Annotated in this window: 30 protein-coding genes; 17 read left to right on the forward strand and 13 right to left on the reverse strand. The window is 63.3% G+C overall.

The window, feature by feature from the left end; translation table 11 throughout:
• The first annotated feature begins 183 nt into the window (after nucleotides 1-183).
• The 4 genes from rpsF (at nucleotide 184) to rplI (ending at nucleotide 1,960) form a co-directional block, all read left to right on the forward strand.
• Complete coding sequence (rpsF, locus tag QF015_RS18520) at nucleotides 184-489, forward strand: 30S ribosomal protein S6 (RefSeq protein ID WP_011776755.1); 306 nt, start codon at nucleotides 184-186, stop codon at nucleotides 487-489.
• A gap of 50 nt (nucleotides 490-539) precedes the next feature.
• Complete coding sequence (locus QF015_RS18525) at nucleotides 540-1,121, forward strand: single-stranded DNA-binding protein (protein ID WP_011776754.1); 582 nt, start codon at nucleotides 540-542, stop codon at nucleotides 1,119-1,121.
• Nucleotides 1,122-1,249: 128 nt separating this feature from the next.
• A complete protein-coding gene (gene rpsR / locus QF015_RS18530) occupies nucleotides 1,250-1,489 on the forward strand; it encodes a 30S ribosomal protein S18 (protein ID WP_003800144.1) in 240 nt (79 codons plus the stop codon).
• 18 nt (nucleotides 1,490-1,507) lie between these two features.
• Nucleotides 1,508-1,960: a 50S ribosomal protein L9 gene (gene rplI / locus QF015_RS18535; protein ID WP_310208075.1), complete on the forward strand. Its 453-nt coding sequence runs from the start codon at nucleotides 1,508-1,510 to the stop codon at nucleotides 1,958-1,960.
• Nucleotides 1,961-2,148: 188 nt separating this feature from the next.
• Here the strand turns inward: rplI and QF015_RS18540 are convergent, their stop codons facing one another.
• Complete coding sequence (locus QF015_RS18540) at nucleotides 2,149-2,571, reverse strand: DUF1801 domain-containing protein (RefSeq protein ID WP_310208074.1); 423 nt, start codon at nucleotides 2,569-2,571, stop codon at nucleotides 2,149-2,151.
• Nucleotides 2,572-2,642: 71 nt separating this feature from the next.
• On the opposite strand from QF015_RS18540, the gene QF015_RS18545 reads away from it, so the two are divergent.
• Nucleotides 2,643-3,494, forward strand: a complete 852-nt coding sequence (locus QF015_RS18545) for a PhzF family phenazine biosynthesis protein (RefSeq protein ID WP_310208071.1) — start codon at nucleotides 2,643-2,645, stop codon at nucleotides 3,492-3,494.
• Between the two features lie 7 nt (nucleotides 3,495-3,501).
• Here the strand turns inward: QF015_RS18545 and QF015_RS18550 are convergent, their stop codons facing one another.
• Both QF015_RS18550 and QF015_RS18555 read right to left on the reverse strand, forming a co-directional pair.
• Nucleotides 3,502-5,034 carry a DUF6297 family protein gene (locus QF015_RS18550; RefSeq protein ID WP_429390387.1) on the reverse strand — a complete coding sequence of 511 codons (1,533 nt, stop codon included), beginning with the start codon at nucleotides 5,032-5,034 and terminating at the stop codon, nucleotides 3,502-3,504.
• 1 nt (nucleotide 5,035) lies between these two features.
• Nucleotides 5,036-5,713 carry an ABC transporter ATP-binding protein gene (locus QF015_RS18555; RefSeq protein ID WP_310208065.1) on the reverse strand — a complete coding sequence of 226 codons (678 nt, stop codon included), beginning with the start codon at nucleotides 5,711-5,713 and terminating at the stop codon, nucleotides 5,036-5,038.
• A 58-nt stretch (nucleotides 5,714-5,771) separates the two neighbouring features.
• Between QF015_RS18555 and QF015_RS18560 the strand changes: the two genes are divergently transcribed.
• Complete coding sequence (locus QF015_RS18560; protein WP_310208064.1) at nucleotides 5,772-6,563, forward strand: IclR family transcriptional regulator; 792 nt, start codon at nucleotides 5,772-5,774, stop codon at nucleotides 6,561-6,563.
• Between the two features lie 14 nt (nucleotides 6,564-6,577).
• Here the strand turns inward: QF015_RS18560 and QF015_RS18565 are convergent, their stop codons facing one another.
• On the reverse strand, nucleotides 6,578-6,787 hold the full coding sequence (locus QF015_RS18565; protein WP_310208062.1) for a hypothetical protein: 210 nt from the start codon (nucleotides 6,785-6,787) through the stop codon (nucleotides 6,578-6,580).
• A gap of 174 nt (nucleotides 6,788-6,961) precedes the next feature.
• On the opposite strand from QF015_RS18565, the gene QF015_RS18570 reads away from it, so the two are divergent.
• The gene (locus QF015_RS18570) at nucleotides 6,962-7,879 is read left to right on the forward strand and encodes a diacylglycerol/lipid kinase family protein (RefSeq protein WP_310208060.1); all 918 of its coding nucleotides are present in this window, start codon (nucleotides 6,962-6,964) and stop codon (nucleotides 7,877-7,879) included.
• A 25-nt stretch (nucleotides 7,880-7,904) separates the two neighbouring features.
• Here QF015_RS18570 and QF015_RS18575 read toward each other — a convergent pair whose 3' ends face one another.
• A complete protein-coding gene (locus QF015_RS18575) occupies nucleotides 7,905-8,855 on the reverse strand; it encodes a hypothetical protein (protein WP_429390388.1) in 951 nt (316 codons plus the stop codon).
• A 39-nt stretch (nucleotides 8,856-8,894) separates the two neighbouring features.
• Here QF015_RS18575 and QF015_RS18580 point away from each other — a divergent pair, with 39 nt between their 5' ends.
• Complete coding sequence (locus tag QF015_RS18580; RefSeq protein WP_310208054.1) at nucleotides 8,895-9,188, forward strand: DUF4287 domain-containing protein; 294 nt, start codon at nucleotides 8,895-8,897, stop codon at nucleotides 9,186-9,188.
• A gap of 83 nt (nucleotides 9,189-9,271) precedes the next feature.
• Complete coding sequence (locus QF015_RS18585) at nucleotides 9,272-9,721, forward strand: SRPBCC family protein (RefSeq protein ID WP_310208052.1); 450 nt, start codon at nucleotides 9,272-9,274, stop codon at nucleotides 9,719-9,721.
• Here QF015_RS18585 and QF015_RS18590 read toward each other — a convergent pair.
• A complete protein-coding gene (locus QF015_RS18590) occupies nucleotides 9,718-10,713 on the reverse strand; it encodes a hydroxymethylglutaryl-CoA lyase (RefSeq protein WP_429390389.1) in 996 nt (331 codons plus the stop codon). The two genes, QF015_RS18585 and QF015_RS18590, sit on opposite strands and share 4 nt — an antisense overlap.
• Entirely contained in the window at nucleotides 10,710-11,960 is a 1,251-nt protein-coding gene (locus QF015_RS18595) for a CaiB/BaiF CoA transferase family protein (protein ID WP_429390390.1), read from the reverse strand. The genes QF015_RS18590 and QF015_RS18595 overlap by 4 nt, the downstream gene beginning before the upstream one ends.
• A gap of 177 nt (nucleotides 11,961-12,137) precedes the next feature.
• Between QF015_RS18595 and QF015_RS18600 the strand changes: the two genes are divergently transcribed.
• The 5 genes from QF015_RS18600 (at nucleotide 12,138) to QF015_RS18620 (ending at nucleotide 16,198) form a co-directional block, all read left to right on the forward strand.
• Nucleotides 12,138-12,650: a GNAT family N-acetyltransferase gene (locus QF015_RS18600; RefSeq protein WP_310208045.1), complete on the forward strand. Its 513-nt coding sequence runs from the start codon at nucleotides 12,138-12,140 to the stop codon at nucleotides 12,648-12,650.
• 63 nt (nucleotides 12,651-12,713) lie between these two features.
• Nucleotides 12,714-13,787, forward strand: coding sequence for an alpha/beta hydrolase (locus QF015_RS18605; protein ID WP_310208042.1), 1,074 nt, complete (start codon nucleotides 12,714-12,716; stop codon nucleotides 13,785-13,787).
• Between the two features lie 60 nt (nucleotides 13,788-13,847).
• Nucleotides 13,848-14,795 carry an alpha/beta hydrolase gene (locus tag QF015_RS18610; protein ID WP_429390391.1) on the forward strand — a complete coding sequence of 316 codons (948 nt, stop codon included), beginning with the start codon at nucleotides 13,848-13,850 and terminating at the stop codon, nucleotides 14,793-14,795.
• 101 nt (nucleotides 14,796-14,896) lie between these two features.
• Nucleotides 14,897-15,520, forward strand: coding sequence for an FMN reductase (locus QF015_RS18615; RefSeq protein WP_310208591.1), 624 nt, complete (start codon nucleotides 14,897-14,899; stop codon nucleotides 15,518-15,520).
• Nucleotides 15,521-15,832: 312 nt separating this feature from the next.
• Nucleotides 15,833-16,198: a zf-TFIIB domain-containing protein gene (locus tag QF015_RS18620; RefSeq protein WP_310208036.1), complete on the forward strand. Its 366-nt coding sequence runs from the start codon at nucleotides 15,833-15,835 to the stop codon at nucleotides 16,196-16,198.
• A gap of 6 nt (nucleotides 16,199-16,204) precedes the next feature.
• Here QF015_RS18620 and QF015_RS18625 read toward each other — a convergent pair whose 3' ends face one another.
• Nucleotides 16,205-16,780, reverse strand: coding sequence for a hypothetical protein (locus tag QF015_RS18625; protein WP_310208033.1), 576 nt, complete (start codon nucleotides 16,778-16,780; stop codon nucleotides 16,205-16,207).
• 7 nt (nucleotides 16,781-16,787) lie between these two features.
• Nucleotides 16,788-17,261 (reverse strand): hypothetical protein, encoded by a 474-nt coding sequence (locus tag QF015_RS18630; RefSeq protein ID WP_310208588.1) that lies wholly within the window; start codon nucleotides 17,259-17,261, stop codon nucleotides 16,788-16,790.
• Nucleotides 17,262-17,853: 592 nt separating this feature from the next.
• Between QF015_RS18630 and dnaB the strand changes: the two genes are divergently transcribed.
• Both dnaB and QF015_RS18640 read left to right on the forward strand, forming a co-directional pair.
• The gene (dnaB, locus tag QF015_RS18635) at nucleotides 17,854-19,242 is read left to right on the forward strand and encodes a replicative DNA helicase (RefSeq protein ID WP_089597011.1); all 1,389 of its coding nucleotides are present in this window, start codon (nucleotides 17,854-17,856) and stop codon (nucleotides 19,240-19,242) included.
• 94 nt (nucleotides 19,243-19,336) lie between these two features.
• Complete coding sequence (locus QF015_RS18640) at nucleotides 19,337-20,068, forward strand: hypothetical protein (RefSeq protein WP_429390392.1); 732 nt, start codon at nucleotides 19,337-19,339, stop codon at nucleotides 20,066-20,068.
• A gap of 73 nt (nucleotides 20,069-20,141) precedes the next feature.
• Here QF015_RS18640 and QF015_RS18645 read toward each other — a convergent pair whose 3' ends face one another.
• Genes QF015_RS18645 through QF015_RS18660 form a run of 4 tightly spaced genes read right to left on the reverse strand, consistent with a single transcriptional unit; the run spans nucleotide 20,142 to nucleotide 24,027 of the window.
• Nucleotides 20,142-20,600, reverse strand: a complete 459-nt coding sequence (locus tag QF015_RS18645; protein ID WP_429390393.1) for a ribose-5-phosphate isomerase — start codon at nucleotides 20,598-20,600, stop codon at nucleotides 20,142-20,144.
• 9 nt (nucleotides 20,601-20,609) lie between these two features.
• Nucleotides 20,610-22,349 (reverse strand): dihydroxyacetone kinase family protein, encoded by a 1,740-nt coding sequence (locus tag QF015_RS18650; protein ID WP_429390394.1) that lies wholly within the window; start codon nucleotides 22,347-22,349, stop codon nucleotides 20,610-20,612.
• A 32-nt stretch (nucleotides 22,350-22,381) separates the two neighbouring features.
• Nucleotides 22,382-23,155: an SDR family NAD(P)-dependent oxidoreductase gene (locus QF015_RS18655; RefSeq protein ID WP_429390395.1), complete on the reverse strand. Its 774-nt coding sequence runs from the start codon at nucleotides 23,153-23,155 to the stop codon at nucleotides 22,382-22,384.
• Entirely contained in the window at nucleotides 23,152-24,027 is an 876-nt protein-coding gene (locus QF015_RS18660; protein ID WP_429390459.1) for a sugar phosphate isomerase/epimerase family protein, read from the reverse strand. Before QF015_RS18660 ends, QF015_RS18655 begins: the two co-directional genes overlap by 4 nt.
• 204 nt (nucleotides 24,028-24,231) lie before the next feature.
• On the opposite strand from QF015_RS18660, the gene QF015_RS18665 reads away from it, so the two are divergent.
• Nucleotides 24,232-25,569, forward strand: a complete 1,338-nt coding sequence (locus QF015_RS18665; RefSeq protein ID WP_310208017.1) for an MFS transporter — start codon at nucleotides 24,232-24,234, stop codon at nucleotides 25,567-25,569.
• Nucleotides 25,570-25,612 lie beyond the last annotated feature (43 nt).

Here is a 25,612-nt window from a genome sequence, read left to right on the forward strand (position 1 = left end):
GCCTGGTTCCGGGCCGGGGTGCCCTCGAATAGCTTTGGGTGCAGGAGATGCACTAAGATATTGAAGTCTGTGTTGCGCCCTCCTTCCGAGTCTTCGGCGGGGGAGCGGGTGCACAGCATCGCAAATGAACCTCCTGTTACGGAAATACCGTAACCGCTTAGCCCAAAGGAGGTGGGTTCACATATGCGTCCTTACGAATTGATGGTAATCATCGACCCCGAGGTCGAAGAGCGTACCGTAGAGTCGTCGCTTCAGAAGTTCCTCAATGTCATCACCACCGATGGTGGAACCATCGAAAAGGTTGATATCTGGGGCCGTCGCCGTCTGGCGTACGACATCAAGAAGAAGTCCGAAGGTATCTACGCCGTGGTGAACTTCACCGCAGCACCGGCTACCGCCAAGGAACTTGATCGCCAGCTGTCTCTCAACGAGACGATCATGCGCACCAAGATCATCCGTCCTGAAGACCAGAAGGTCGTAGCTGAGTAATCAGCCCCTTCCAGATCTTTACCCCGCAGGAACGAACAAGGAGGCAGTAGATGGCAGGCGAAACCACTATTACGGTCATCGGTAATCTCACCAATGACCCCGAGCTGCGGTTCACCCCGTCTGGCTCAGCAGTAGCGAACTTCACCATCGCTTCTACTCCCCGGACCTTTGACCGCCAGTCCAATGAGTGGAAGGACGGGGAAACCCTGTTCCTCCGCGCATCTGTATGGCGCGAAGCAGCCGAAAACGTGGCCGAATCCCTCACCAAGGGCATGCGCGTCATCGTTTCCGGCCGTTTGAAGAGCCGTTCCTACGAAACAAAAGAAGGCGAGAAGCGCACCGTTATCGAGCTTGAGGTCGACGAGATCGGCCCGAGCCTGCGTTACGCCAACGCCAAGGTCAACCGTACCCAGCGCTCCGGCGGCGGGCAGGGTGGCTTCGGTGGCGGTAACGCCGGTAATTCCGGTGGCTTCGGAGGTGGCGCTCCTGGTGGAAACCAGGGCGGCGGCAACTCCGGTGGAACCTGGGGTGGCAACCAGCCCGCTCAGCAGCAGGATGACCCCTGGGCTACGCCCGGTGTCAGCAATGCAGGCGGCTGGGGCAACGGCCCGGATTCCGAACCTCCCTTCTAAACACCACATTAACGTCCGACGCCGGACGCTCACCGGAACTGCCGAAAGGCCCCCTGGTGATCATCGCCGTCGAACACCACCATCCCGTGGATCAATATCCACGGGCTCCATAGAAAAGGAGCTCCACGATGGCTAAGGCTGAACTCCGTAAGCCCAAACCAAAGTCCAACCCCTTGAAGGCCGCTGACATCACCGTCATCGACTACAAGGACGTAGCACTGCTGCGCAAGTTCATCTCCGACCGCGGAAAGATCCGCGCTCGTCGCGTTACTGGCGTTACCGTTCAGGAACAGCGCAAGATCGCCCAGGCAATCAAGAACGCCCGCGAAGTTGCTCTGCTGCCTTACTCCGGCGCTGGCCGCGGCTAAGGGAAGGGATTAACTAACATGGCAAAGATCATTCTGACCCACGAAGTAACCGGTCTCGGTGCTGCTGGCGACGTTGTTGAGGTCAAGGACGGTTACGCACGTAACTTCCTGCTGCCCCGCGGCTTCGCCCTGACCTGGTCGAAGGGTGGCGAGAAGCAGGTTGAGTCCATCAAGGCTGCCCGCGCTGCTCGTGCCCACGCTTCTGTTGAAGCTGCGCAGGCCCAGGCCCAGGCTCTGTCCTCCAAGAAGGTCAAGCTCGAGGTGAAGGCCGGCGAGTCCGGTCGTCTCTTCGGCACCGTCAAGCCGGCTGATGTCGCTGCTGCTGTTGAGGCCGCTGGCCTCGGCGCCATCGACAAGCGCAACGTTGAACTGCCGAACCACATCAAGTCTGTCGGTTCGTACACGGCCAACGTTCGCCTGCACGAGGATGTTTCCGCTGTTATCGACCTTGAGGTTGTTGCCAGCAAGTAACGCAGGGTTCCCTGAGACCGAGCTTGCGAGGTTTTAGGGAGTGTTACGCAGCGCAAAGTAGTCCCTGACTGCAAGAGAGACCCCCGCTACCGGAATCCGGTGGCGGGGGTTTTTCTGTGCACCGAGGCGGCAGTTATTGCCAATGTTGGGGCCCGGGACCGTCATCAACTGCCATCTCGGCGCGGGAGCTAGGGCGTGTGCAGCTCGTTCATCACATGTCGGTATCCGGCGCGGATCAGCTCTGCCAGCACACCCCGGTCCACGTCGTCGAGTTTGTTGACGTAAAGGCAAGCGGCGCCGGTCTTGTGTTTGCCGAGTTCGGGAAGCAGCCTGTCCGCCCCGGGACCATACGTCAGCCCGTACAGGGCCAGATTGGCCTTGCGGGGTGAGAAACCGACGGCGGCCGAGTCACCCTCGCGGCCGGTCCCGTATTTATAGTGGTAGCTGCCGAAGCCAACGATGGTGGGACCCCACATGACGGCTTCCTGGCCAGTGAGGTCACGCATCATCTCCAGCAGCTCGAAGCCGTCCGCGCGCCGGGTGGGATGCTCCACAGCGGCCAGGAATTCTTCCACGGATACGCCCGTGGGTTGGGTCTTGTTCTCTGCCATGTCCGTAGTTTCGCAGACTCGGGGCGGGTGCGTCAGCCTCACGGCCCAGCAAGCGGTGATAGCCTGCACCGGTGACTTCCGACGCCCTCCGCAGCCGCCCCTTCCACCAAGTGGACGTCTTCTCCGACCAGCCCTACCTCGGCAACCCGTTGGCCGTCGTCGTCGATGCCGAGGGACTCAGCAGCGACACTATGCAGCACTTCGCCAACTGGACCAATCTGTCCGAGACCACCTTCCTGCTCCCACCCACCGACCCCCAAGCGGACTATAAGGTGCGGATCTTCACGGGCAGCGAGGAGTTCCCGTTCGCCGGGCATCCCACGCTGGGTTCGGCGCACACCTGGCTCCAAACCGGGGGGGTGCCCAAGACAGACGGTGTCCTGGTGCAGGAGTGCGGCGCGGGCCTGGTAAAGGTCAAGCACGACGCCGGCCGGTTGGCGTTCGCCGCCCCGCCGCTGACACGCTTCGGTCCAGTGTCGGACGAAGTACGGGCTCAGCTGGCGGCAGGACTGCGGCTGCCCATGGATGCTTTGCTGGATGTGTCGTGGCTGGTCAATGGGCCCGCGTGGATCGGCGTGCTCCTCAGCTCCGCGGAAGAGGTGCTGGCCATCGCGCCGGACCTGGCCGCCTTGGGTGACCTCAAGGTGGGGGTGATCGGCCCGCATCCGCAGGGCGCCGCCGTCGACTTCGAAGTCCGAACGTTCATTCCGGGCGACGCCATGGTGGAAGACCCTGTCACCGGCAGTTTTAATGCCGGGGCGGCCCAGTGGCTGATGGGAAGTGGCCGGGCGCCCAAGGAATACGTTGCGGCCCAAGGCACCGCACTGGGCAGGGCCGGTCGGGTCCATGTCAAAGCCGAGGACGGCGAGATCTGGATCGGTGGCGCCTCAGCTACGTGCATCGAGGGAACGGTGTTGCTCTAGGCGCCGGTCAGGTCTGTTTGGGCCGTGAGAGCACGACGACCAGGAAGATCCCTGCGCTGAACAGGGCCTGCACCGTCACGACGATCCATGGGACGTACCCCAGGTAGAGCGCCGCGAGCAAAGGAACAGTCGCCAGGACGGTAACGTCCAGCCCGCGCAGCAGTGAGCCCAGCTGGGCGCGGGGAACGGGGCCGAAGGGAGTCTCGACCGGTGGTGCGGTCCAGTCCGGTGGCGTCCGCGTGGCCCCGCGGAGGGTGCCCGCGCCCATGCCGGCACCTGCCAGCGCGCCGACGCATATCAGCCACGGATCTGCGGCGCCGAGGAGGACCAAGAGCCCGCTGAGCACTGCCATCCACAAGGACATCGCCAGGCACGGCATGAGCGTACGGCTGGTCCTGACCAGCGCCGGATGGAGTGGCAGCAGGGCGTCGAGTTCCGGAACCAAGGCGGTTTTACGGGCGACCGTTCCCATGCCGGAGGCCGTCGCACACCCCGCGATCACGATGACCGCCAACTGTGCGAACTCGGGCAATCCGCCGTCCACGAGCAGTATGCCGAGGCAGGCAGCAAGCCAGAGGAGGGGTGGCATCAGTGGGGGATTGAGCCTGAGGAAGGCTACGGCATCCGCCCGGATCAGCGCCCTCAGGGGGCCGCGCGCAGGCCGGGCGTACAAGGCCGCTGCCCTGCCGCCGTCGACTTCCTTACGGCCGCCGCTGAAGGCGCGAAGCACCTCATTGGAGTCCATCATGAACAGCGACGCCCCGGCATGGCCGGCCACTGCGCCGCCGCGAACCAGCTCATCACCGCGCACGGACCCGGCGCGTGGCACCACCAGCGCCAGAAGTCCGACGGCGGCGACGCTGGCCAGCACTGTTGGCCAGAGTGTCCGGGACAGTGAAGGAAGGACCGCGCAGGCGAGGAGGGCCGCCGTCGTCGTGGCTCTACCGAGACGCGGCCCCAACAAACCGAGCTGTCGCATCGCTGCCATCACCACACCAATGACGCTGGCGGCGGCGAACGTCAACGAAGCCAGGACGTGCTCAACAGGGGCGCGGTCCACCGCGGTCACCATGCTGAAGGGCAGATGGATGATTGCCGAACCCACCGCTGTGACCGCGACTTTGCGGAGGAACGGCGGCAGGACCATGGCGCGGCGGTCCACGGGAAGCGTCAGCCACCAGGTGCTCTCCGCGCCATTGACGGTCAGGGGTCCGAGCTTGCGCGCCAGGTTGCTGATGACCACCAGGACCGCGAACGTCACGGACGTCCACAACACCGCTTCGGGCAGGACGAGCCATTGCGTCCGGATGATGCTGTTGCTGGTGGAGGCCCGGTCCGCAATCTCGTTCCGCAGTGCCAGGACAAACGAGGCCGCGATGGTCAGGGATACGCCGACGCCAAGTCCCCAGCTGTAGGCGTCGACGAAGCGGTCGCCCCACGAGGTCCGGCTGCGTTTGTAGCGTCTGGCGGACCTGCGGGTGAAACGGACAATATCAGCAGCCAGCTCACGCTCCGGCAAGGACGTTCCACGGATGACCATGTCAGGAGCCGGCAATGATCGAGGCCCCCTGCTCGGGATCGAATTCGCGGACTTCCTCGTCAATGACCAAGCACGTCGAGGCTGTGGAGAGCAGCAATTGCGGATCATGGGTCACCAGGACAACGGCTCCACCATCTTCGGCATGGGCGGCGATGCGCTCACCGAGGGCCACCCGCATCCGGGGATCGAGCCGCTGCTCCGGTTCGTCCAGGATCAGGAGCGACGACGGGCGGATGAGTCCTGCTGCGAGCAGCAGCCTGCGGCGCTGGCCGGAAGACAGCGCATCAGGGATTGCGTGGGACCTGCCCAGGAGCCCGAAGAATTTCAGTTCTTCCTCAACCCGGGCGTCGGGATCGTCCAGGGAATGGCCGCGGGCGATGAGGAGCAGGTGTTCCCGGACAGTGAGGGACGGGAAGAACAGGTCGTCGTCGAAAACGGCGGAAACCTGCCGCCGGAAGGGGACGGCGTCGGGGTCGATGAGGAGCCCGTGGACTTTCACGTCTCCGGCCAGTGGGGCTTGCCGCCCGGCGATGGTCCGTGCCACCGTTGACTTCCCGGCGCCGTTGACGCCAACGATTCCCAGGACCTCACCCGCGCCCACGGATGCAGAAACTTCACCGCACACCGGTGCCCCGGCATACCCAACAAGCAAGCCTTCGGCTTCCAGAACTGTCCCCATGCTGCAACCCTACCGGCGGGATTGGCGCGACCTTGCCGGACCGTTTAGCGTGAGTCCTATGTCAGCATCCGATGCTTCCGCGAAGGCCGGCGGCAACCCTTTGCTCGTCCTTGGCAAGATCACGTCCATCCTGGATGCCTTTTCGTTGTCCAAGCCGGTGCTCCAGCTGGCGGACATCCGCGAGTCCACTGGAATGCCCACCTCCACGGTGCAGCGTTTGGTGACAAACCTGACCTCCCAGGGCTTCCTGGACCGGGAAGGTGACGCCTACCGAATCGGCATGCGGATGGCCTACTGGGCGGCGCCGGCAACCCGGGGAATGGAAGTTGTCGACGTTTTGGGCCCGCTCCTCAAGACCCTCCGGGACACCACCGGTGAGACGGCGTGCTTTTTCAAGGCCGAGCAACATTACCGGGTATGCGTGGCCATGGCCGAAACCCATCACGCCCTTCGCCGGGAGATGCACCTGGGCAAGATTGTCCCGCTGCACGCCGGATCGGCGGGCAGGGTGCTGCTCGCCTGGTCTCCTGAGCTGATGGAAGCTGTGCTGCGGGACCCGCTCGAATCAATCACGGACTACACCATCACCAGTTCCGAGGAACTTGAAGCCGCCGTCAAGAAGACCCGCGCAGACGGGTTCGCCATCACTGTAGGTGAGCGGGAGGACGGCGCATCCGGGCTGTCAGCGCCGGTCTTCGATTCAGCCGCCGGCCTGGTGGGTGCTGTGACCATCAGCGGTCCGACCCTGCGGATGCCCCTTGAAACCTGCGAGGCGTGGGTGGAACCCCTTCTGGGCACCGCTGAGCATATGACCAGGCTGATCGGTGGACGGTTCCCGGGAGAGAACTGAAGCTGCACCGGTAGTCAGAGCAGCGAGCGGGCCTCAAGGTCTTCCATGGCCCAGGTAAGAATTTTCAGTTCGAACGGATCCCGCTCCTGGATGCCAAAAAGGTAGGCGTCGAAATCCCAGAGCCTGGCATTCCCGCCATTGGCCCAGTACCAAGCCCAAAGATCATCCAGGGTGACCTCGTGCTCCAGGACAAGCGCTCTTGCCGTCTGGCGTGAGTCTTTCATGGGCTTTCCCCGCTGCTGACGCAACTCCAAGCCACATCAGACTGATAGATTCAGATCCCCCTTCCGGGAACCCGTTTTCATGCTTTCACGTTCAGTGTTCATCCGGAACCCCCTGACATTGCGAATAGTATGGGAACTCCAAGGGGAACTACCGCCTGAAAAAGGGACCTCGCAATGAATCAGGAGTACGCCGTGGATTCTGCCCGGACCTTTGAGTCAATTGTCATTATCTTTAATCCCAACAGCACAGGGGATGCGCCTGAGTTGGCGCAGCAGTTGCATGACCGGCTGAAGGAACTCCTCAGTTACGATCCGGTAATCACCCTTCAACCCACGGAGCACGCCGGCCACGCCGTGGATCTGGCACGCGAAGCCGCTGCGAAGGGCGGCGACGTCCTGGTGGTGTCGGTCAGCGGCGATGGCGGCTACAACGAGGTCGTGAACGGCGTGATGCAGGCCGGGAACCCCAAGGCCGTGTGCGCCGTCAGGGCCGCCGGCAATGCGAACGACCATAGCCGGATTGTCGGCACCAAACCGCTCGAAGAGGCCATTGCGGAGGGACGGGTCCACAACATCGATCTCCTCCGGATCCACACCGGGCAGCCGGACCATGAGCCAGCCCAGTATGCGCACTCCTACATCGGCTTCGGCCTCACCCCAGTGGTGGCGACGGAACTCGAAAAGGGCAGTAAAGGTGCACTCAAGGAAATGGTCACCGTCATACAGACCTTCTCGAAGTTCGAGCCTTTCGGTATCCGGTTGGCTGATGGCAAGCGCCGGAAGTTCGACAGCCTTGTTTTCGCCAACATCAACGAGATGGCCAAGTACGCCACTTTGAGTGAGGCGGACACCATTCCTTCGGATGGAAAATTTGAGGTGATCGTCTTTCCGCACATGCCCAAATGGCGTGTCTTGCTGACGGCCCTGCGCGCAACCACCCAGGGCCTGGGCGATCAGCCCAGTGTGAGCAGCTACGAATTCACTACGCTCAAGCCATTGCCGTACCAAATGGACGGCGAGGTCAAGACGGTGGATGCAGACGTCAAGGTCCTGGTGGAAAGCGCTCCATCCGCCCTCCCCATCATCGGCTAAAGGTGCGGGCCAGGGGTCCCGGGATTCACGGTGAGCATGCCGCCGTCACGAAGTCGTAGATCCGTCCGCGTAGTTCGGCCGGGGCTGCGACTTTCACCAAGCCTTCCCGTTCGCCCACCCGCACCCTCAGCGGCAGCAGCGTCCCTACTTTGTCTTCCGCAACGGCGTGGGGATCGCAGCGTGCAGGCCTGATCCTGAGCGGCAGCTCACGTGAGCCCGCCGTGCCGATGGTGGTGTCCCGGGGCCACGGATCGGTGGGAACTTGCGCCAGCAACGTCGTTTCGTCGATGCTTTCGATGATCAAGGTCCGTTCCGAGCCGCCGGTTGAAGACGGCGTGGCGATAAGACGTACGACGGCGGTGCTTCCGTCGGCGGCTACCTCCAGGGCGGGGTCCAAGGCCAGCGTCGCAATGTCAGCGACTTCCGCTGCGAGGCAGAGTTCGCCCGCATTCCTCCCGAGGACTCCGAAGGGATCTGAGGCCTTGGTCCTGGACTCCACGGGGTCTTGGCCCGCCTGTGAATACGTCACGCTGGCTGTCACCACGTCCGCGGCGGCACCGGGGCCACACGCTGCGGAGGGTAGGGCGGCAGGAAGACTCTTGGGTTGGCGGGGTGGCAAGACAAGGCTTTCGCCCGAATCCCATGAAATGGTGCCTTCAAACAGGGACGAGCCCAACTGCGCCGAGGTGACCGTCAATGACGAGTCAGTGGTGTTGGTGAGCTGGATCAAGATTGCATGCTTGCCGTATTGGTCCCTGGACTGATTGACCTCGACGGTGATGGGGTCGGCACTTCCCGGGCTTGGCTGCGGGTCTGTACTGCCGGGGGCGCACCCGACCACGAGTGACAGGGTTGAAGCGACGGCGAGGTAACCCGTGATCGATCGCCACAAGGGGCAGTCCATGCGATCAGTGTAGGGGACAAGGGCCGGCGCGACACGAAACGTGATCATGGTTCCCGATTCCAGTAGAGTCACGCCTACCTCCAGGAATTCCAGTAAGGAAAGGTGATCCCGATGTCGTTCCAGGCATATCTTGACGCCGTTGAAGACAAGACCGGCCTCACTCCGCGGCAACTGGTCGAAATCGCGGAAGCCAAGGGCTTCAAAGACCCTTCCGTGAAGGCCGGTACCATCCTCGAATGGCTCAAAGCCGACTACGACCTGGGCCGTGGCCATGGGATGGCGCTGGTGCACGTCATCAAGAAGGGTCCACGGATTGACAGCAAGCATGTGGGGTCGGACGGATCGCATCGGGACGAGTCGGACACACTCTGGCTGGACGGCAAGGCCACTAAGCCAAACCCCTGATGGCCACCACCCTATGGCCAGCTAACGCTAAGCATGCTTAGCTTAACGTCAGCGCGCGCCACAACTGCGCAGAAAGGGGCCCCATGTCCACCGTGACGCAGTTGTTCACATCGCCTGTCTCCCATGTTTGGGAAGTCATCGCTGATGGCTGGCTCTATTCCGGTTGGGTGGTGGGTGCCTCGAGGATCCGGAAGGTCGACGACCAGTGGCCGCAGGTGGGCTCCAAGCTCCACCATTCTGTTGGTTCCTGGCCCTTTTTGATCGATGACAGCACCCGCGTCACCGCCATGGAACCCGGCCGGAAGCTGGAACTCCTCGCCAGGGGCTGGCCCTTGGGAGAAGCCAAGGTCCTGATCACGCTGGAAGACCTTGGTGACTCCCAGTGCCGGGTGTCCATCGGCGAAGACGCCGTCCGCGGCCCGGGTAAGGCTGTTCCCAAGGTGCTGCGGGACCCCGTCATAGCAGTACGGAACCGTGAGACACTCAGGCGCCTGGAACTCATGGCCGCGGGAGGAGCCGGCAGGCCGGACTAGTTGCCTCCGGCGCCGGCAGGCTCAACAGGAGCAGGTTGGACGGGGGAGGGGATGACCCAATCGAAGGCCTCCGCCCGGGAACGCGCGCCCTGGGCCGATTTTGAACGGTTCGGCTCACCCAGTTCGGCCAGCAGCTTTTCAGCCAACACCACAAGCCCCCCGAAGGCATCCGGTGTCAGCCACGCAGGACGGGTTGCAAAGAGGATGTCCTCGCTGGAGGTGTTGCCGCTGGCCCCGGGAGCGAAGGGGCAGCCGCCGAGCCCGCCGAGGGCTCCGTCCACCATGGCGGCGCCGGCCTGGATGGCGGCGAGCGTGTTCGCTACGCCCAATCCCCAGGTGTCGTGGCCGTGGTAGACGATCCGCCGTGCCGGGGACTCATCCCGTACGCGCGTGATCAGGCGGGACACCTGGGCGGGAACGGCTTGCCCAAGCGTGTCGCAAATGACGATGTCCGTGGTGCCGTCAGCCCGGGGATCGTTGGCGATGGAGAGGATTCGCTCCTCGGGGACGTAGCCTTCGAACGGGCACGTGAAAGAGGTGGCGATGCACAGCTGGATCCGGCCATTCACTGCACGGGTGTACTCAACAGCCTGGGGCAAGGCAGCCAGGCTCTCGTCAGTGGTCCGCCCAATATTCGCCTTGTTGTGGGAGTCCGAGGCCGACAGGCAGTACTGGAAGTTTCGTGCCCCGGCGGCTGCTGCCTTGGCCACATGGCCGGGTGTTGCTACCCAGATCCAGCACTTCTCCAGTTCCTCGGGGGTGAGGGCCCGGACCACGTCCAAGGTGTTCGCCATGGTGGGAACAAGGTCGGCGCGGGCCATGGACCCCAGTTCGATGGCTGGCACTCCCAGCCGCAGGAGTTCCCGCACGGTCTCAATCTTTTGATCTGTGGGGAGGAGCTTGCCGGTGAGCTGGAGTCCGTCGCGCAGGGTGACATCCCGCAGGATCGCGTCGCCCAGGGTCGTGGCCAGGGGGCTGTCAAACTGGTTCATGGTCGGAGGGCCTCCTCGCGGCCTGAAGCCGCGTCGATCTGCACGGCATCCATGTTCAGGAGTCCGCCCAGGATTTCTTGGGTGTTTTCGCCCAGGTCCGGGCCGAGGTTCCGGATGGGCAAGGACTGGTGGCCGATGACAGGAACGATGCCCGGGAAGCCCACCCCGGGGAGGATTTCCTCGCCCGTGGAAACGTCGAATTTCTGGATCATGTTGCGTGCGGCGTACTGGCTGTCCGTGCTGATGTTTGCGGCGGTGTAAATGGGCCCGGCGGGAACGCCGGCTGCTTCGAGCGCAGCCAGGGCTTCAACCGCTGACAGTGTGGCTGCCCACTCGCCGATGGCCTGGTCCAGTTCTTCACGCTGTGCCCAGCGACCGGCATTTGTCTGCAGGAGAGGGTCCCCGGCAAGGTCCGGACGGCCTATGGTCTGCATGTACCGCTGGTAGATCGAGTCACCGTTGCCGGCCACGACGATGCTCGCCCCGTCCTTGCACACGTACGCATTGGATGGGGCGATGCCTTCCATCCGTCCACCCACGCGCTGGCGGTCCACGCCGTAGGCCTGATAATCCGGAATCAGCGATTCCATCATGGAGAACATGGCCTCGTTCAGTGCGACGTCAATAATGCGCTCAGTGAGCGGGACAGCGCCGCCCGAGTCCCGGCGTCGGGCTTCACGCTGGTACAGGCTCATTACGGAACCAAAGGCGGCGTATAGCCCCGCGATCGAGTCTCCGATGGAGACGCCGACCCGTACCGGTGCGCGGTCCGGGTCGCCCACCAGGTTGCGGAACCCCCCGTAAGCTTCGGCGACGGCGGCGAAGCCGGGCCGCTCGGACAGCGGGCCCGTCTGCCCGAAGGCGGAAATTCGCGTGACGATGAGGTCCGGGTTCGCTTCGTTGAGGACCTCCGGACCCAAGCCCCACTTTTCCAAGGTGCCGGGCCGGAAGTTCTCCAGCAGGATGTCGCACTTGGCAACGAGTTCCAGCACTGCCTGCTTGCCGGCGTCCGTGCGCAAATCCAGGACCACGGACTTCTTATTCCGGTTGAGGGTGCGGTACAGCATGGAGGTGTTGCCCTTATGAAGGCGCCAATTGCGCAGTTCGTCCCCGGTCCCCGGACGTTCGACCTTGATGACCTCAGCTCCGAAGTCGGCCAGCAGCCTGCCTGCCGTGGGCGCGGCGATGTAGTTGCCGAGTTCCAGGACCCGGACGCCGTCCAGCGGGGCAATGGTTTGGTCTGTCATGGTCTTCTTTCGTGCGATGGCAGAAGGATCAGGAAAGTCACCGGATTGACCCTGACATGGACGATCAATAGGGCAGCGGTCGGAACCCAAGTCGCATCATGAGGCAGGTCACATTACTTATCCCATATTATGAGTTTCAACCCATAGTGCAAGCACCTGCCAAAACTAACTAACAGCATGACGTTCGTGATCCGCCCTGCCGTGGCCGCAGATCTTCCCGGCATCGGCGCGGTCGACCTGGCCGCAGCGCGGAGCTCCTCCGCGGATGCCCCGCGTTTTGCGGAGAGCGTCCGTGTGGCGATTGCGGACCCGGCGCGGTTGGTTCTGGTGGCCGAAACGCCAGGTGACAATGGAATGGACGGAGGGTCCGCCGTCGTGGGGTGGGCTAAAACGCATTATTGGGACTACGGCGATGGCCAAGCGCCGGCCGGGCATTATTTGGGGGGCGTCACCGTGCTGCCGGATTTCCGGCGACGTGGACTGGCGACGGAACTGACTGCGGGCCGGCTCGACTGGATCTGGGCGCGGGCGGAGAGCGCTTGGTATGTGGTCAACGCGCGGAATGAGGCATCGCTGGCTTTGCATCGGGCGTGGGGGTTCCGGGAGGTCGCGCGGGGTCCAGCGTTTCACACGGTAACCTTTGACGGCGGCGAAGGAGTCTTGCTGACCGCGGCACGGCCGCGGGCCTGACGTCGGGAAACGCCCCGGCGGTCGTACCATGGTCCACAGGTGCGCCGACCGGGGGAGTGTGTGATGGGGCCGTTGGAATCGATCCAAAGCAACGAAAAACAGGACGAATCGGTGGCGGGTTCGCCACCGCGGGCTCCACGAAAACGCTCCTCACGGCTTCGCAAGTTCGAGGTGGCGATCCTGCTGGTGCTGGTCGTCGCGCTCCTCCTTTCCGCTACCCCTTGGCCTTCCGCCCTGCTGATCCGCAGTGTTTTCGAGCGCGGAGCGCAGGCAACCATTGATGAGATGACGCCGTACGTGCCGGATACGCCGCTGCGAACGCAGGCCGGGGTGGTCTATAAGCCCGGCTCCACCTTCGATGTTTTTAGTCCTGAAGGAACCACTGCGCCGCTTCCAACGGTGGTGTGGATTCACGGTGGCGCTTGGATTTCCGGGGCGCAGCGCGATGTGAACCCCTATCTCCAGATCATCGCGGCCGAGGGGTACACCACCATCGGCATGAGCTACCCGATCGCCCCCGAGGCTACCTATCCCACGGCCGTGCGCGACATCAATGAGGCCCTCGCCTACATCAAGTCCCACGCTGCCGAACTGAACGTGGACGCCAGTCGGATAGTCCTGGCCGGTGACTCTGCCGGGGCCCAGCTCGCCAGCCAGATGACAACGCTCACCGTTAACCCGGAATATGCAAACCTCATGGGGATCGAGCCGGCACTCCAAAAATCGGATCTTGCGGCCACCATCCTTCACTGCGGTGTTTACGATCTCCGGGCCATGGCGGATCTCAGTGGCATCGTGGCCTGGGGGTTCAAGACGTCCCTCTGGGCCTACACGGGTACCAAGGATTGGTCCGCCACCTACGCGGGTGCCACCATGTCCACCATCGATTTCGTCACTGATGACTTCCCGCCGACCTTCATCAGTGGCGGAAACGGTGACGGGCTCACCTGGTTGCAGTCCGTGCCGTACAGCAACCGTCTCAAGGATGCCGGTGTTCCAGTAACCGAGCTGTTCTGGCCCGCTACCCACCAGCCTGAACTGCCTCACGAGTACCAGTTCCACCTGAACTTCGACGAGGCGCGCGAGGCGCGGGACAAGACGTTTGCCTTCCTGTCCACGCACGCCCCGCGGCGATGATCCTCCGGCATCCCCATCGGGAGGATCAAAGTATCTCCATCATGGAACTATTATGGGAGGATGACTTCCTCTCCTGATGCCCTCACAGCGACCCGCGGGCGTGCTCTCTTCTGGGCCTCGGGCGTTTGTGCCGCGGCGTTGGTCCTTGTTCCGCTCTGGATGCTGACAGGGAACCCGGCCGTTCTGCGCGGCCACCCGTTGCTCCCGGCGCTGTTGGTGACCGCCGCCGTCGTCGGACTGCTTTGGGGCATCCTGCTGTGGCGGCGCCGCGGCACTTCCTGCAAGCGTTCAGTGCTGCGACTCGCCGGCGCGTGGGCGGGGCGGGTGGCTGTGCTGGCGCTGGTAGCCATGCTGGTGTGGCTGAACCCCTTTTCTTACCAGCCGGCCGGTGCGGCCGAGGCTGCGGCCGGTGTTTCGGTGGTTGACGAGCCGACGGCGATCGTCATGGCACCCGAAGGCGGACGGGCCAGCAAGGGGCTCGTCTTCTACCCGGGGGCACGGGTTGAAGCCCGGGCCTATCTGGATATTCTCAAGCCGGCAGCGGATGCCGGCGTCCTGGTGGTGATTCTGAAGACGCCCCTCAATCTCAGTTTGCTGGACGGAAACCAGGCCCGCGGGACCATGTCGGCGCATCCGGAGATCTCTACATGGACGGTAGGGGGTCATTCGCTGGGTGGAGTCAGTGCGAGCTCTTTCGCGTTGGCGAACCAGGATGTTGACGGCCTGCTGTTGTACGCCTCCTACCCGCTGGATTCCATGCGCGACAGGGGAGGACTGAACGTTCTGTCCATCTCCGGATCGGAAGACGGCCTCAGCACGCCGGAAAAGATCGATGCTTCCCGGGAGCTGTTGCCCGTGGATGCCACGTTCGTGGAGGTCCAGGGCGGTAACCATGCATTCTTCGGGAACTACGGACCCCAACCTGGTGACGGCGAACCTTCTGTGGGTCGCGATGTTGCCCAGCAGCAGATTTCCGAGGCCACGGTGGCGTTTTTTGACCCAACGTGAGGGGCGCTGAGGCTTCCCGGGAATACTTCCGGGCGTGCCCCCGTTCATTGATTTAGATGCAAACGCATGTAAGCTGGATGAACAAGCAACAGGAGAACGCCATGGAAACCCGCCGCATCACCGTCCTTTCCGCCGGACTCGGTGTCCCGTCGTCGAGCCGTCTGCTGGCCGATCAGCTGGCCGCCTCCACCGAGCGGCAGCTGCGGGCGGCAGGGTACGACGCGAAGATCGACGTGGTTGAACTGCGCGACCTCGCCGTGGACATCGCCAACAACTTTGTCACCGGCTATGCTGCGCCACGCCTCGCTGAGGTGATTGCCGGCGTCGACGATTCCGACGCCATCATCGCCGTCAGCCCCGTCTTCAGCGCCTCCTACAGCGGCCTTTTCAAGTCCTTCATCGATGTCCTGGACCCGAAGTCATTGGACGGTAAAGCCGTGCTTCTGGGCGCCACCGGCGGCACCGACCGCCACCAAATGGTCCTCGACTACGCCATGCGCCCCTTGTTCACCTACCTGCGTACCAGGATTGCGGCCACCGGCGTCTTCGCTGGGCCGCAGGACTGGGGAACCGACGACGGCGGCTCGCCCCTCTCGGCGCGCGTGGACAGGGCCGCGGGGGAACTCGTGCAGTTGTTGAGCGGTCCCCAGCCCGGGAGCAAGGCTCCCGTTCTGGAGTCGCTGCCTTTTGAACAGCTCCTGGCTGGAATTTCGGCGGGCAGGTAAATACCTATCCTTCGACCGCCAACTGGTTCGGCCGCACCGGCCGCGCTGAAAGGTCGGCGTGGATCGATAGCGATGGCACGGGCCGGCGACTATGGGAAACCGATGAGCGCTCTGGGGTCATGGACTACACCTTTCACACCGACTCCGAAACAGGGGCGCTGATCACCTTTCTCCGCCGGGCGCGGCGTCATGTCCAGCCAGACGGTGAAGCGGTCCGCGCATCCAGGGAGAAGGACGCAGGGCCTGCCTCGTGATGAATTCCGATGCGTGGTTGGACCGAACTATTTTGCCTGGTTGATCGTTGGGGCAAACATGAAATGTCCTGTGGATTCCATTGACCTGGTGATGAGCGAGCGAAGCGGCGTGGAGATCGACTATTGCCCGCAGTGCAGGGGCGTGTGGCTCGATCGGGGTGAGCTGGACAAGATCATTGATCGGGTCAACGCCGACTCCGCTCCGCGGTCGCGCCCAACGCCCGCGCCCCAGCAGCCCCCGATCGCACCGCCGCCGCTCTACAACCCGTTCGAGTCCCGTCCCCAGCAGCCGCGTTATGACGACAGGGACAGGCGTGACTATGACCGGCGGGACGGGGACCGGCGTGATGGCTACGATCGCGACGGCTATGGCCGCAAGCGCAAGAAAAAAGAAGGTTTCCTCGGGGACCTGTTCGACTTCTAGGTCTCGCTAGTCGTCCAATAGTTCGATGAACTCGCGGGCCTGCTTGATGGTGATGTCTGAGTGGCGCGTCAGGGCGACGGCAGCGCCCTCAACATCACCGCTTTTTGCGAGCGTCCGGATCCGACCGTAAATCTCGTCGTTGAGCATGTTGCTGCTCACTTCCCGGGTCACCTCGCCTTTGCTGACGATGGCGCGGTACCGGTAGGGGAAACGCTCCGGCTCGTCATCGTCGTCTGCCAGCAGGTCCTTGGCGGGAGCCTCCGGGGTGAACGGCTGCGGATGCGCGGCCAAGGCGCCCACCGCGTCACGCGACGCGCGCAGGCCCTCGCCGGTCGCCTGGAGGTAGAGCTTGATGGCAGCCATGCCCTGTCCCCGGGCGATGAGCGAGTAAAGCTGCCGGTGCTGCTCCTGGTTGAGCTTGGCGGCGGATTCCCTGGCAAGTTCCACAGGGTCCGTAGGAGCGTTCGCCGCTGCGGCGTCCGCCTTGGATTCGGCAGAGCGCTTGGTAAACGAGCGAATGAGCAGGAGCACGCCCGCAATGACCGCAACGAGGATCAGGAGCGGGATAAGGATGGAATCCATGGCGTTGTCAGAGCCGATCTACGTAGTTCTTGGCGGTCAGCAGGTCTGAATGGGTAGCTTGGCGCAGGACCTTGATGGCCTCTATCTTCTTCCCGCTGCGGACCAGATTTTGGAGCTCGAAAGCAAGCTGGGGGTTCAGTTGACCGTTGGGAAGTACCGCCGGCTGGTGTCCCGTCTGGCCGGCGGCGTGGGACCGGGCGGCCTGTGCCTGGACGGCTGACCGGTTCTGTTCCGTTTGCTGGCTTTGCTGGGCTTCGTTCTGGCTCGGTTTCGTGGTGGCCTCAATCCGGGCACGCAAGGCCAGTGCTGCCTGTACCTGGGAAGCTTGGTGCGCGGCCGAGCGGGCGGCCAGTTCACGCTGATACCTTTCCGCGTCCGAGATGCCGGTATCACGCGGCTTGAAGGCCGCCGTGAGTGCCCACAGCAGGCCCACGAGGACGAGAAGCGGAAGGGCAATCGTCAACACGTCACCAAAGTTCATCCCCATGCCTAGAGCTTATGCCAGAACTTGGTTATCCACAGCACATTCCAGTTTCGGCATAGGCTTCTGAGAGGTCAGTGTCAAATTAAGGACAACTTGTTAGATGCATCACATTTCCGGCATGTTTAGGGTGTTGCTCCCCGCCTAAAGAGGCGGCTGACGACGGTTGGCTGTGGATTAATTCGAGGCAAATCTTTCTTTAGTCCACAGCTTGTGAAGAGCATTTCCGCAGGTCAGGGCTTGGTTTCCCGCAAAAGAAATTCTCTATCCACAGGGTAACGCACAGTCTGTGCACAACGAGGGGCTGGTATTCCACAGGTTTTCCACAGGGGGCATCCGGCGCCTGCTGTAACGTGTCTGGAGTGTCCATTTTGGACGCAAATATCCCTTGTTGAGTTTCCTTGGCACCCCGGTTTCCATGACCGGTCGTGTCCCAGCGGAAACAGCTGTGGATAACTTGTGGATACGGAATGCTATTTTGTCTGCCCTGCCTGACATCGTCAGAGCACCAGACGGATTCCGTAGCCACACACTGCGCTTTACGGGCCGCCAGGAGTAAGTCTCTGCAGCGGTACACAAATGGAGGACGGCTTTGTCAGTTACGCACTTGGACTCAATCGAGGGCACACGCGCTTCGGATTCGAGCCGGAAACCTCCCCAGGACATCCCTGCTGAACAGTCGGTGCTCGGCGGCATGATGCTGTCCAAGGACGCGATCGCAGATGTCGTGGAAATCGTCCGTGGGCATGACTTCTACCGTCCCGCCCACGAGACCATCTATGAGTCCATCATTGACCTCTATGGTCGCGGCGAACCGGCCGACGCCGTCACCGTCTCGGATGAACTGACCAAGCGGGGCGAGATCAACAGGATCGGCGGTCCTGCCTACCTCCACGAGCTCATCCAGACCGTCCCTACCGCGGCAAACGCCGGCTATTACGCCGAGATCGTCGCCGAGCGCGCAGTCCTTCGCCGCCTCGTTAATGCCGGTACCAAGATCGTCCAGATGGGCTACGGCCAGGACGGCGAAGTGGAAGACCTGGTCAACCAGGCCCAGGCAGAGGTCTACGCCGTTGCGGAAAAGCGTACGGCTGAGGATTACGTGGCGTTGAAGGACGTCATGGAATCCACCGTGGACGAGATCGAGGCCTCGGGTCACCGAGGCGAAGGCATGACCGGTGTTCCCACCGGTTTCTACGAGCTGGACGAGTTGACGCACGGCCTCCACCCCGGCCAGATGATCGTTATCGCTGCACGTCCCGCCGTGGGTAAGTCCACGTTCGCCCTGGACTTTGCCCGTTCTGCCGCGATCAAGAACAACCTGGCCACGGTCATGTTCTCCCTCGAAATGGGCCGGAATGAGATCGCCATGCGTCTTCTCTCCGCGGAAGCCACCATCGGCCTGCAGGATCTCCGCAAGGGCACCATCAAGGACGAGCAATGGTCCAAGATCGCCACCACCATGGGCCGCATGAACGATGCCCCCCTGTTCATCGATGACAGCCCCAACATGTCGTTGATGGAGATCCGCGCCAAGTGCCGCCGCCTGAAGCAGCAGCACGACCTCAAGCTCGTGATCCTCGACTACCTCCAGCTCATGAGCTCCGGTAAAAAGGTGGAGTCCCGCCAGCAGGAAGTTTCCGAGTTCTCCCGTGCGCTCAAGCTGCTCGCCAAGGAACTCCAGGTTCCCGTCATCGCGCTGTCACAGCTGAACCGTGGTTCGGAGCAGCGCCAGGACAAGCGCCCCATGGTGTCCGACCTCCGTGAATCCGGCTCCATCGAGCAGGACGCCGACATGGTCATCCTGCTCCACCGTGAGGATGTCTACGACAAAGAATCTCCCCGCGCCGGTGAAGCGGACATCCTCATCGCCAAGCACCGTAACGGTCCCACCAAGGACATCGTTGTCGCGTTCCAGGGCCACTACTCGCGTTTTGCCAATATGGCAGGCGACGCAGGCGCTGGTGGCGGCGGCTTCTAGCCCCCACGGCCTGGTCCAGGCGGTCAAGCCGGGACAGTAGTCTTGGTGACGTCCGTGTCCGCGGGCGCATCACTAAGAATTATTGGGGAAACACATGAAGAAAAATACGCTGCTCGGATTCGGGGCATCGACACTGGTCCTTCTGGCGCTTACGGCCTGCGGTGGTTCCACTGCGGCCTCACAGGAATCAGGGTCGGCCCCGGCCAGCGAGACTGCTACTCCGACGCCGACGCCCGCGAAGCAGTACACCAACGAAGAGCTTGTCGGTTTGGTCGGACAGGTCAAACTGGCGGATGGCACCAGCCCCGCCGTACTTTCCGACGACGAGCTGCTGGCACAGTATGACTCGGTGGTTAAGGGATTCGCAGGAGCCACCATCGAACCCGCGGCCTGCAAGGATCCCTTCTTGCTGGGGGCGCCGCGCACCATCGATGGTTCCACGGCGGCCGGCACAACCCGAACCAAAACCAATGGTTTCATCAGCAGTGTGTCAATGACCTCCGGCGTCGATGTTGCCCGTCTCCACGACGATTTGGAGAAGAGCAAATCCCAGGCGGAGGAGTGCAAAAAGGTGTCGTACTCCGCTGAAGGGCAAACGCTCACTACCTCAACTCAGAAGGTCGACGGCGTGGGCAACGTACCCGGAACAGAGGGTTTCAAGACCGTGATGGTGCTCCCTGATGGCAGGAAAGGCGCCATCTTTATTGCGCACGCGATTAAAGGTGGTGTCCTGATCTCCGCCTCGGCATCTGCCGAAGATGGTGTGGCCGGCGGCCCGGAAGCGGCCGGCGCCCTCATGGACCAGGCAGCCGCACTCATCAAGTAGTTCTTGAATCTTCAGGCCGCACAGGCAGGGGCTTCCCCGCCTGTGCGGCCTTTTTCGCGCCCTGAAGAGGTTTTCAGCAGCCCTCGAAGTCGCTGAGGACCTTCACCTTGGCGGCTGAACCGGACGAAGGATCGAACGCGTAGCCGATCCACTCCCGGGCCAGCCGGCGGGCCAACTCCACGCCCACAACCCGCTGGCCCATGGTGAGGACCTGGCAGTCATTGGAGAGGATGGAGCGCTCAACGGAGAAGGAATCATGGGCAGCTGTGGCCCTGATACCTGGAACCTTGTTGGCAGCGATAGCCACCCCAATTCCCGTGCCGCAGAACAGGATGGCACGGTCGGCCTTGCCGTCGCGGATCATCTCGCCGGCCGCGATGCCCACGTAGGGGTAGGGCTTGGTGAAGTCCTCGTCGGCTCGGTTTACTCCGATGTCGATCACTTCAGTGATCCGGGAGTCCGCCTCAAGGTCGGCCAGGATTCGGTCTTTGTAATCAACGCCGGCTTCATCGGCGCCCACAATGATGCGCATGAGATTCTCCTAGGTGGTTGCTGCAACGGGAGCGGCGGTGAAATGCGGCCCGACGGCGGCAAACACCATGGCGAGCGACGTCGCCCCGGGATCCGGCGTACCGATGCTCTTCCCGGCCAGTGGCCGGGCACGCCCCTTCAAGGGGCGAAGTTCCGCGGTGGACGAGGCGGCCCGGCTGGCGTCGGCTGCCGCGGCGGACCACGCTTGCTCAGCGTGAGTACCGGCAGCGACGCGCTCCTCAAAGGAGGCCGCGAACGGCAGCAACGCGTCCATCATGGTCTTATCGCCGATTTCGGCCTTTCCGAGACTCGCGATGCGGTCCGCGAAGGCGCGGACAGAACCGGCGAGGACTTCCGGCGTCGGGGTCTCAGCGTCTCCCAACCGTTCGCCAAAGGCGCGCAGTCCCGCACCCCACAGGACACCTGAGGTGCCGCCTGCTTTGTCGGCCCACGCGTCTCCGGCAGCCGCCAGCAGCGAGCCAGCTCCTGCACCGCGTGCAAAGGCAAGGGCTGCGGCGTCGTGGGCTGCGGCGGATCCCCGGACCATGCCGCGGCCGTGGTCACCGTCGCCGGCGATTGCGTCCATGTCCCCCAGCATCGCTTCGGAGACGCGCAGCAAGGCGGCGGTCGTGTCCAATGCTTTCAGGCACTGGGCGGCGTAAGCGTGGGAGTCCTCTGTGGAGGAGTAATCGGTGGAGGCCGTGACATCGGGCTGCGCCTCGGCAGCCCCTGAAGGAGAAGCGTCGACCCCAACGGCCCCACGACGATAGGCCGGGGTCAGCGCCGGAGCGGTCCAATACTGCTCGAGTTCGTCATCCAACCACGTCAGGGTCAACGATGCTCCGGCCATGTCCAGGCTGGTCACCAGCTCGCCCACTTCCGGCATCACCAGGGTGTAACCGGCCTCGCGGAGCAGAGGAGCAACAGTGCGCCAGAGAACAAACAGCTCCTCGTGCTTGGTGGAGCCCAGCCCGTTGAGGATCACGGCGAGCCGCCCTGACGCCGGAGCAGGAGGAGCTTCGGCCAGCACGCGCCGCACCAGTTCCCGGCCAAGGTCGACGGCGGGCGGCAGCTCGGTATCGAACAGTCCAGGTTCGCCGTGGATGCCGAGGCCCAGGCCCATCTGTCCCTCCGGAAGGCGGAACAACGGCTGGTCGGCGCCGGGGAACGTGCAGCCGCTGAACGCGGTGCCGATGGTCCGCGTAAGCCCATTCGCCTTGCGACCCAAACGCACCACGGACTCGAGATCCAGTCCGGCTTCGGCTGCCGCGCCCATGACCTTGAAGACCACGAAGTCCCCCGCAATACCGCGCCGCTTCTCCGCTTCAGAGGGGGAGGCACTGGCAATGTCGTCCGTGACCAGCACGTTGTCCGTCGGGATTCCCTCGGCGGTCAGGCGCTCGCTGGCCATGGCGAAGTTCATGACATCGCCGGCGTAGTTGCCGTAGGTGAACACCACGCCGGCTCCCGAATTGGCGGCTTTAGCCACCGAGTAGGCCTGCTGCGAGGAGGGAGAGGTGAAGATGTTGCCCACCACGGCACCGTCTGCGAAGCCCGGTCCGATGATGCCGGCGAAGGCCGGGTAGTGTCCGGAGCCGCCGCCGGTGATGACGGCGACCTTCGGAGTTGCCGGGCGGTTGCGGCGGACTGCGCCGCCTTCCACTTGGCGGACAAGGTCCGAGTGGGCGTCACAGAAACCGGCGAGGGCCTCGTCAGCGAAGTCGGCGGGATCGTTAAAGATTCTGGTCATGGTGGTCCTGGGATTCCTTCGAGCAGCTCGAGTTAGTGGATGTGGCTGCCGCCGTTGATATCGATGGTGGTGCCGGTGAGGTACGCGGAGTCCTCGGAGGAGAGGAAGGTGATGACTGCGGCTACCTCTTCGGTGGTGGCATTGCGGCCCAGGGGGATGCCGGCGTTGATGGCCGCTTCCTGCTCTTCGGTGCTGCCCACGCGGATGTTGGTGTCCACGGCACCGGGGGTGATGGCGTTGACAGTCACGCCGGTCTCACCGATTTCGCGCGCGAGTGCCTTGGTGAAGCCGAGGATGGCCGCCTTGGCTGCGGAGTAGGGAACCTTGCCGAAGACGCCGCCGCCACGCTGGGCGGAGACTGAGGACATGTTCACGATGCGGCCCCAGCCGTTGGCGATCATGTCCGGAAGGAAGGCCTTGGTGACCAGGTAGGTGCCGGTGGCGTTGACGTCCATGACCTTGTGCCACAGCTCAAGTGTGGTTTCCAGGAAAGGAACCGGCGAGGTGATGCCGGCGATGTTTGCCAGGGCACCAACGGGCGGGAGGTTTCCGGCGGCAACTTCCGCTGCAACTGCGGCCTGGGCCGCGGTGACGGAAGACTCGTTCGCTACGTCGATCTCGTAGCCGAAGGCCGGAACGTTGAACTCGTTGGCCATCTCGGCGGCAACTTTGGCGGACTTCTCGCCGTCGAGGTCCAGGATGACGACGCCCCAACCCTGGTTGGCATAGCGGCGGGCGGTGGTCAGGCCGATGCCGCGATCGGAGGTAGCTCCGGTGAGGACGGCGGTGCGCTGGATGGTGGTCATGGTGCTCCTTGAATATGAGGTGACGCGGTTTGGATGAGGTCTGTGATGAAGCTGGCTGCTTTGGCGGCAGCGGCCGGGCGTTCGTCGTGGCTAACGTCCCGGGTTTCGAGTTCGAGGGAGAAATGTCCGGCGTAGCCGACGTCCCTGAGTGCTGCGAGTCCGGCAGCGAAGTCGGCCTTGCCGTTGCCGATGCTGAGATTGATGTTCCCCGGCCCGGTTTCCGTGGCCGGGACTGCGTCCCGCAGGTGAACGTGCCTTAGCTGTGGGGCGAAGCGGTCCACGAAGTCCACGGGGTCGCCGCCGGAGGCAACGATGTGGCTGAAATCCATGACGATTCCGACGTCGGATCCGGCCAGGCGGTCGGCCAGCAGCTGGGCCCGCCCGGTGTTCCAACACAGTCGGTAGTAGTGCAGCGATTCGGTCCAGAGCTCGACGCCGAACTCCGCCGCGCGCTGGGACGCGTGGATCAGTTGCGCCGCTACAACGTCGATGTCCTCTTCCACACTGCGTACGGGTTCATGGTCGATCGCGCCACAGGGCAGGACCAGCGCCTTCGCACCGGTCTTGGCGGCCAAGGCGAGCAGCATGCCAAGGTGCCGTTCGCGCGCATCCTGCCCACCGGCGTCGAGCGCTGCGTTCAGGTCGCCGATGTCGCCGTTGACCGAGCGGACGCGGAGCCCCGAGTCATTGACGACGGCGGCAACCGCCTCGACTGCGGCGGCGTCGAGGACGTACGCGACGTGGTCGCAGACGCCGGGCAGCGCGCCGAGGTCGATCTCTTCGAAGCCGAGGCCGCGCATGGTGTGCAGGGCGGCAGCCAGATCCTGGTGGCGGAAGCTGATGGATGAACAGCCCAGTAGTTGATGAAACATCGTCATTGATCCTCAAATTGGGGCCCTCGCCGGAGAGGGACCTTAGTGATGGAGACCACGGTATCTGTGTTGACTGTCAACAGTCAACCTTCAAAGTCGACTGTTGACATTGCTGGTGTCGTCGGTCACAGTTGACGTATTATGTTGACTGTCGACAGTGAGGTTGCCGAAAAAGCGCCGCACTCTTGAAAGGGAAAGACACACATGAGCAATGAAGCTCTGACCATGCGTGGTCCGGTTCATGGAACCAAGGAAGCAAAGCGCGTCGCCGTCGGTTCCGGCGTCGGCGCAGTCATCGAAACCTACGACTTCATCGGTTTCGGCACCGCCGCCGCACTGTACTTCGGTACGGCGTTCTTCCCGGGCGCCGACCCGGTGACAGGCACCCTGGCCTCCTTCGCGACCCTCGGCGTCGGCTTCGCTGCCCGTCCTCTGGGCGGCATCATCGGTGGCCATCTGGGTGACAAGCTCGGCCGCAAACCGGTCCTGGTGGCATCGCTGATCCTCATGGGCCTGGCCACCTTCGCCATTGGCCTGCTCCCCACGTACCAGCAGGTTGGCCTTCTGGCTCCGGCGCTCCTGGTCCTGGTCCGCGTCATCCAGGGCCTGGCCTTCGGTGCTGAATGGGGCGGTGCCATCCTGATGAGCTACGAGCACGCACCCTGGCGGAAGAAGGGCCAGTTCACGGGAATCGTGCAGGCCGGCTTCCCGGTAGGTCTCCTGCTCGCCAACCTTGTCTTCCTCAGCAGCGTGGGCCTCGGCAGTGAATGGGCATGGCGCGTACCGTTCCTTGCCAGCATCGTCCTGGTGGCCGTCGGACTCATCATCCGTTCCAAAGTTCCCGAGTCCCCGGTCTTCGAGGACGTCAAGAACAAGGGCGACATTGTGAAGTCCCCCATCGTCGAGGTCATCAAGACCGACTGGCGCAACATCGTCCGCGGCATCGGCCTCCGCATCGCTGAAACTGCCGGATACGCGGTGTCAGTGACCTACATGATTTCCTACCTGCACACCAACAAGCTGGCGGACAAGACCGAGACCCTCGTGGCTCTCTGCGTCGCGGCAGGCATCGGCATCTTCGCAACGTACTTCTGGGGGAAGCTGACCGACAAGGTGGGCCGCCGTCCGGTGTACATCTGGTCCACGGCCTTCGCGGTCCTGTTCGGCATCCCGATGTTCATGCTGGTCAACACCGGCCTTTTCTTCCTGATCATCGCCACCATCGTCATCGCCTACGCCGTCTGCCAAAACTCCCTCGCAGGCGCCCAAGGTGCGTGGTTCCCTGAACTGTTCCAGGCCAAGACCCGTTCCTCCGGCGCTTCGCTGTCCTACCAGATCTCCGCCATGGTCTCCGGTTTCACGCCGTTCATCACCACCTTGCTGTTCGTCAGCATGGGCTGGATGGGGCCGGCCCTGTTGTTCAGCGTCTACGCAGCCATCGGCCTCTGGGCAGCGCTCATCACCCGTGAAACCTGGGGCAAGCGCGAGCGTGCGCTCGCCGAAGAAGCCGCCAGCAAAACTCCCCAGACGGTAAACGCCTAAAGCACCATCGACGTCGGGCGCGTCCTCCCCATCGGTACGCGCC

It is taken from the genome of Paenarthrobacter sp. TE4293 (genome assembly GCF_050435325.1).
Classification (GTDB): Bacteria; Actinomycetota; Actinomycetes; order Actinomycetales; family Micrococcaceae; genus Arthrobacter; species Arthrobacter nitroguajacolicus_C.

Bases quoted from the DNA above. Each gene is read 5' to 3' on its own strand.
- rpsF (WP_011776755.1), top strand. From the start codon at position 184: ATGCGTCCTTACGAATTGATGGTAATCATCGACCCCGAGGTCGAAGAG.
- QF015_RS18525 (WP_011776754.1), top strand. From the start codon at position 540: ATGGCAGGCGAAACCACTATTACGGTCATCGGTAATCTCACCAATGAC.
- rpsR (WP_003800144.1), top strand. From the start codon at position 1,250: ATGGCTAAGGCTGAACTCCGTAAGCCCAAACCAAAGTCCAACCCCTTG.
- rplI (WP_310208075.1), top strand. From the start codon at position 1,508: ATGGCAAAGATCATTCTGACCCACGAAGTAACCGGTCTCGGTGCTGCT.
- QF015_RS18540 (WP_310208074.1), bottom strand. From the start codon at position 2,571: ATGGCAGAGAACAAGACCCAACCCACGGGCGTATCCGTGGAAGAATTC.
- QF015_RS18550 (WP_429390387.1), bottom strand. From the start codon at position 5,034: ATGGTCATCCGTGGAACGTCCTTGCCGGAGCGTGAGCTGGCTGCTGAT.
- QF015_RS18555 (WP_310208065.1), bottom strand. From the start codon at position 5,713: ATGGGGACAGTTCTGGAAGCCGAAGGCTTGCTTGTTGGGTATGCCGGG.
- QF015_RS18560 (WP_310208064.1), top strand. From the start codon at position 5,772: ATGTCAGCATCCGATGCTTCCGCGAAGGCCGGCGGCAACCCTTTGCTC.
- QF015_RS18565 (WP_310208062.1), bottom strand. From the start codon at position 6,787: ATGAAAGACTCACGCCAGACGGCAAGAGCGCTTGTCCTGGAGCACGAG.
- QF015_RS18570 (WP_310208060.1), top strand. From the start codon at position 6,962: ATGAATCAGGAGTACGCCGTGGATTCTGCCCGGACCTTTGAGTCAATT.
- QF015_RS18580 (WP_310208054.1), top strand. From the start codon at position 8,895: ATGTCGTTCCAGGCATATCTTGACGCCGTTGAAGACAAGACCGGCCTC.
- QF015_RS18585 (WP_310208052.1), top strand. From the start codon at position 9,272: ATGTCCACCGTGACGCAGTTGTTCACATCGCCTGTCTCCCATGTTTGG.
- QF015_RS18590 (WP_429390389.1), bottom strand. From the start codon at position 10,713: ATGAACCAGTTTGACAGCCCCCTGGCCACGACCCTGGGCGACGCGATC.
- QF015_RS18595 (WP_429390390.1), bottom strand. From the start codon at position 11,960: ATGACAGACCAAACCATTGCCCCGCTGGACGGCGTCCGGGTCCTGGAA.
- QF015_RS18600 (WP_310208045.1), top strand. From the start codon at position 12,138: ATGACGTTCGTGATCCGCCCTGCCGTGGCCGCAGATCTTCCCGGCATC.
- QF015_RS18605 (WP_310208042.1), top strand. From the start codon at position 12,714: ATGGGGCCGTTGGAATCGATCCAAAGCAACGAAAAACAGGACGAATCG.
- QF015_RS18610 (WP_429390391.1), top strand. From the start codon at position 13,848: ATGACTTCCTCTCCTGATGCCCTCACAGCGACCCGCGGGCGTGCTCTC.
- QF015_RS18615 (WP_310208591.1), top strand. From the start codon at position 14,897: ATGGAAACCCGCCGCATCACCGTCCTTTCCGCCGGACTCGGTGTCCCG.
- QF015_RS18620 (WP_310208036.1), top strand. From the start codon at position 15,833: ATGAAATGTCCTGTGGATTCCATTGACCTGGTGATGAGCGAGCGAAGC.
- QF015_RS18625 (WP_310208033.1), bottom strand. From the start codon at position 16,780: ATGGATTCCATCCTTATCCCGCTCCTGATCCTCGTTGCGGTCATTGCG.
- QF015_RS18630 (WP_310208588.1), bottom strand. From the start codon at position 17,261: ATGAACTTTGGTGACGTGTTGACGATTGCCCTTCCGCTTCTCGTCCTC.
- QF015_RS18640 (WP_429390392.1), top strand. From the start codon at position 19,337: ATGAAGAAAAATACGCTGCTCGGATTCGGGGCATCGACACTGGTCCTT.
- QF015_RS18645 (WP_429390393.1), bottom strand. From the start codon at position 20,600: ATGCGCATCATTGTGGGCGCCGATGAAGCCGGCGTTGATTACAAAGAC.
- QF015_RS18650 (WP_429390394.1), bottom strand. From the start codon at position 22,349: ATGACCAGAATCTTTAACGATCCCGCCGACTTCGCTGACGAGGCCCTC.
- QF015_RS18655 (WP_429390395.1), bottom strand. From the start codon at position 23,155: ATGACCACCATCCAGCGCACCGCCGTCCTCACCGGAGCTACCTCCGAT.
- QF015_RS18660 (WP_429390459.1), bottom strand. From the start codon at position 24,027: ATGTTTCATCAACTACTGGGCTGTTCATCCATCAGCTTCCGCCACCAG.
- QF015_RS18665 (WP_310208017.1), top strand. From the start codon at position 24,232: ATGAGCAATGAAGCTCTGACCATGCGTGGTCCGGTTCATGGAACCAAG.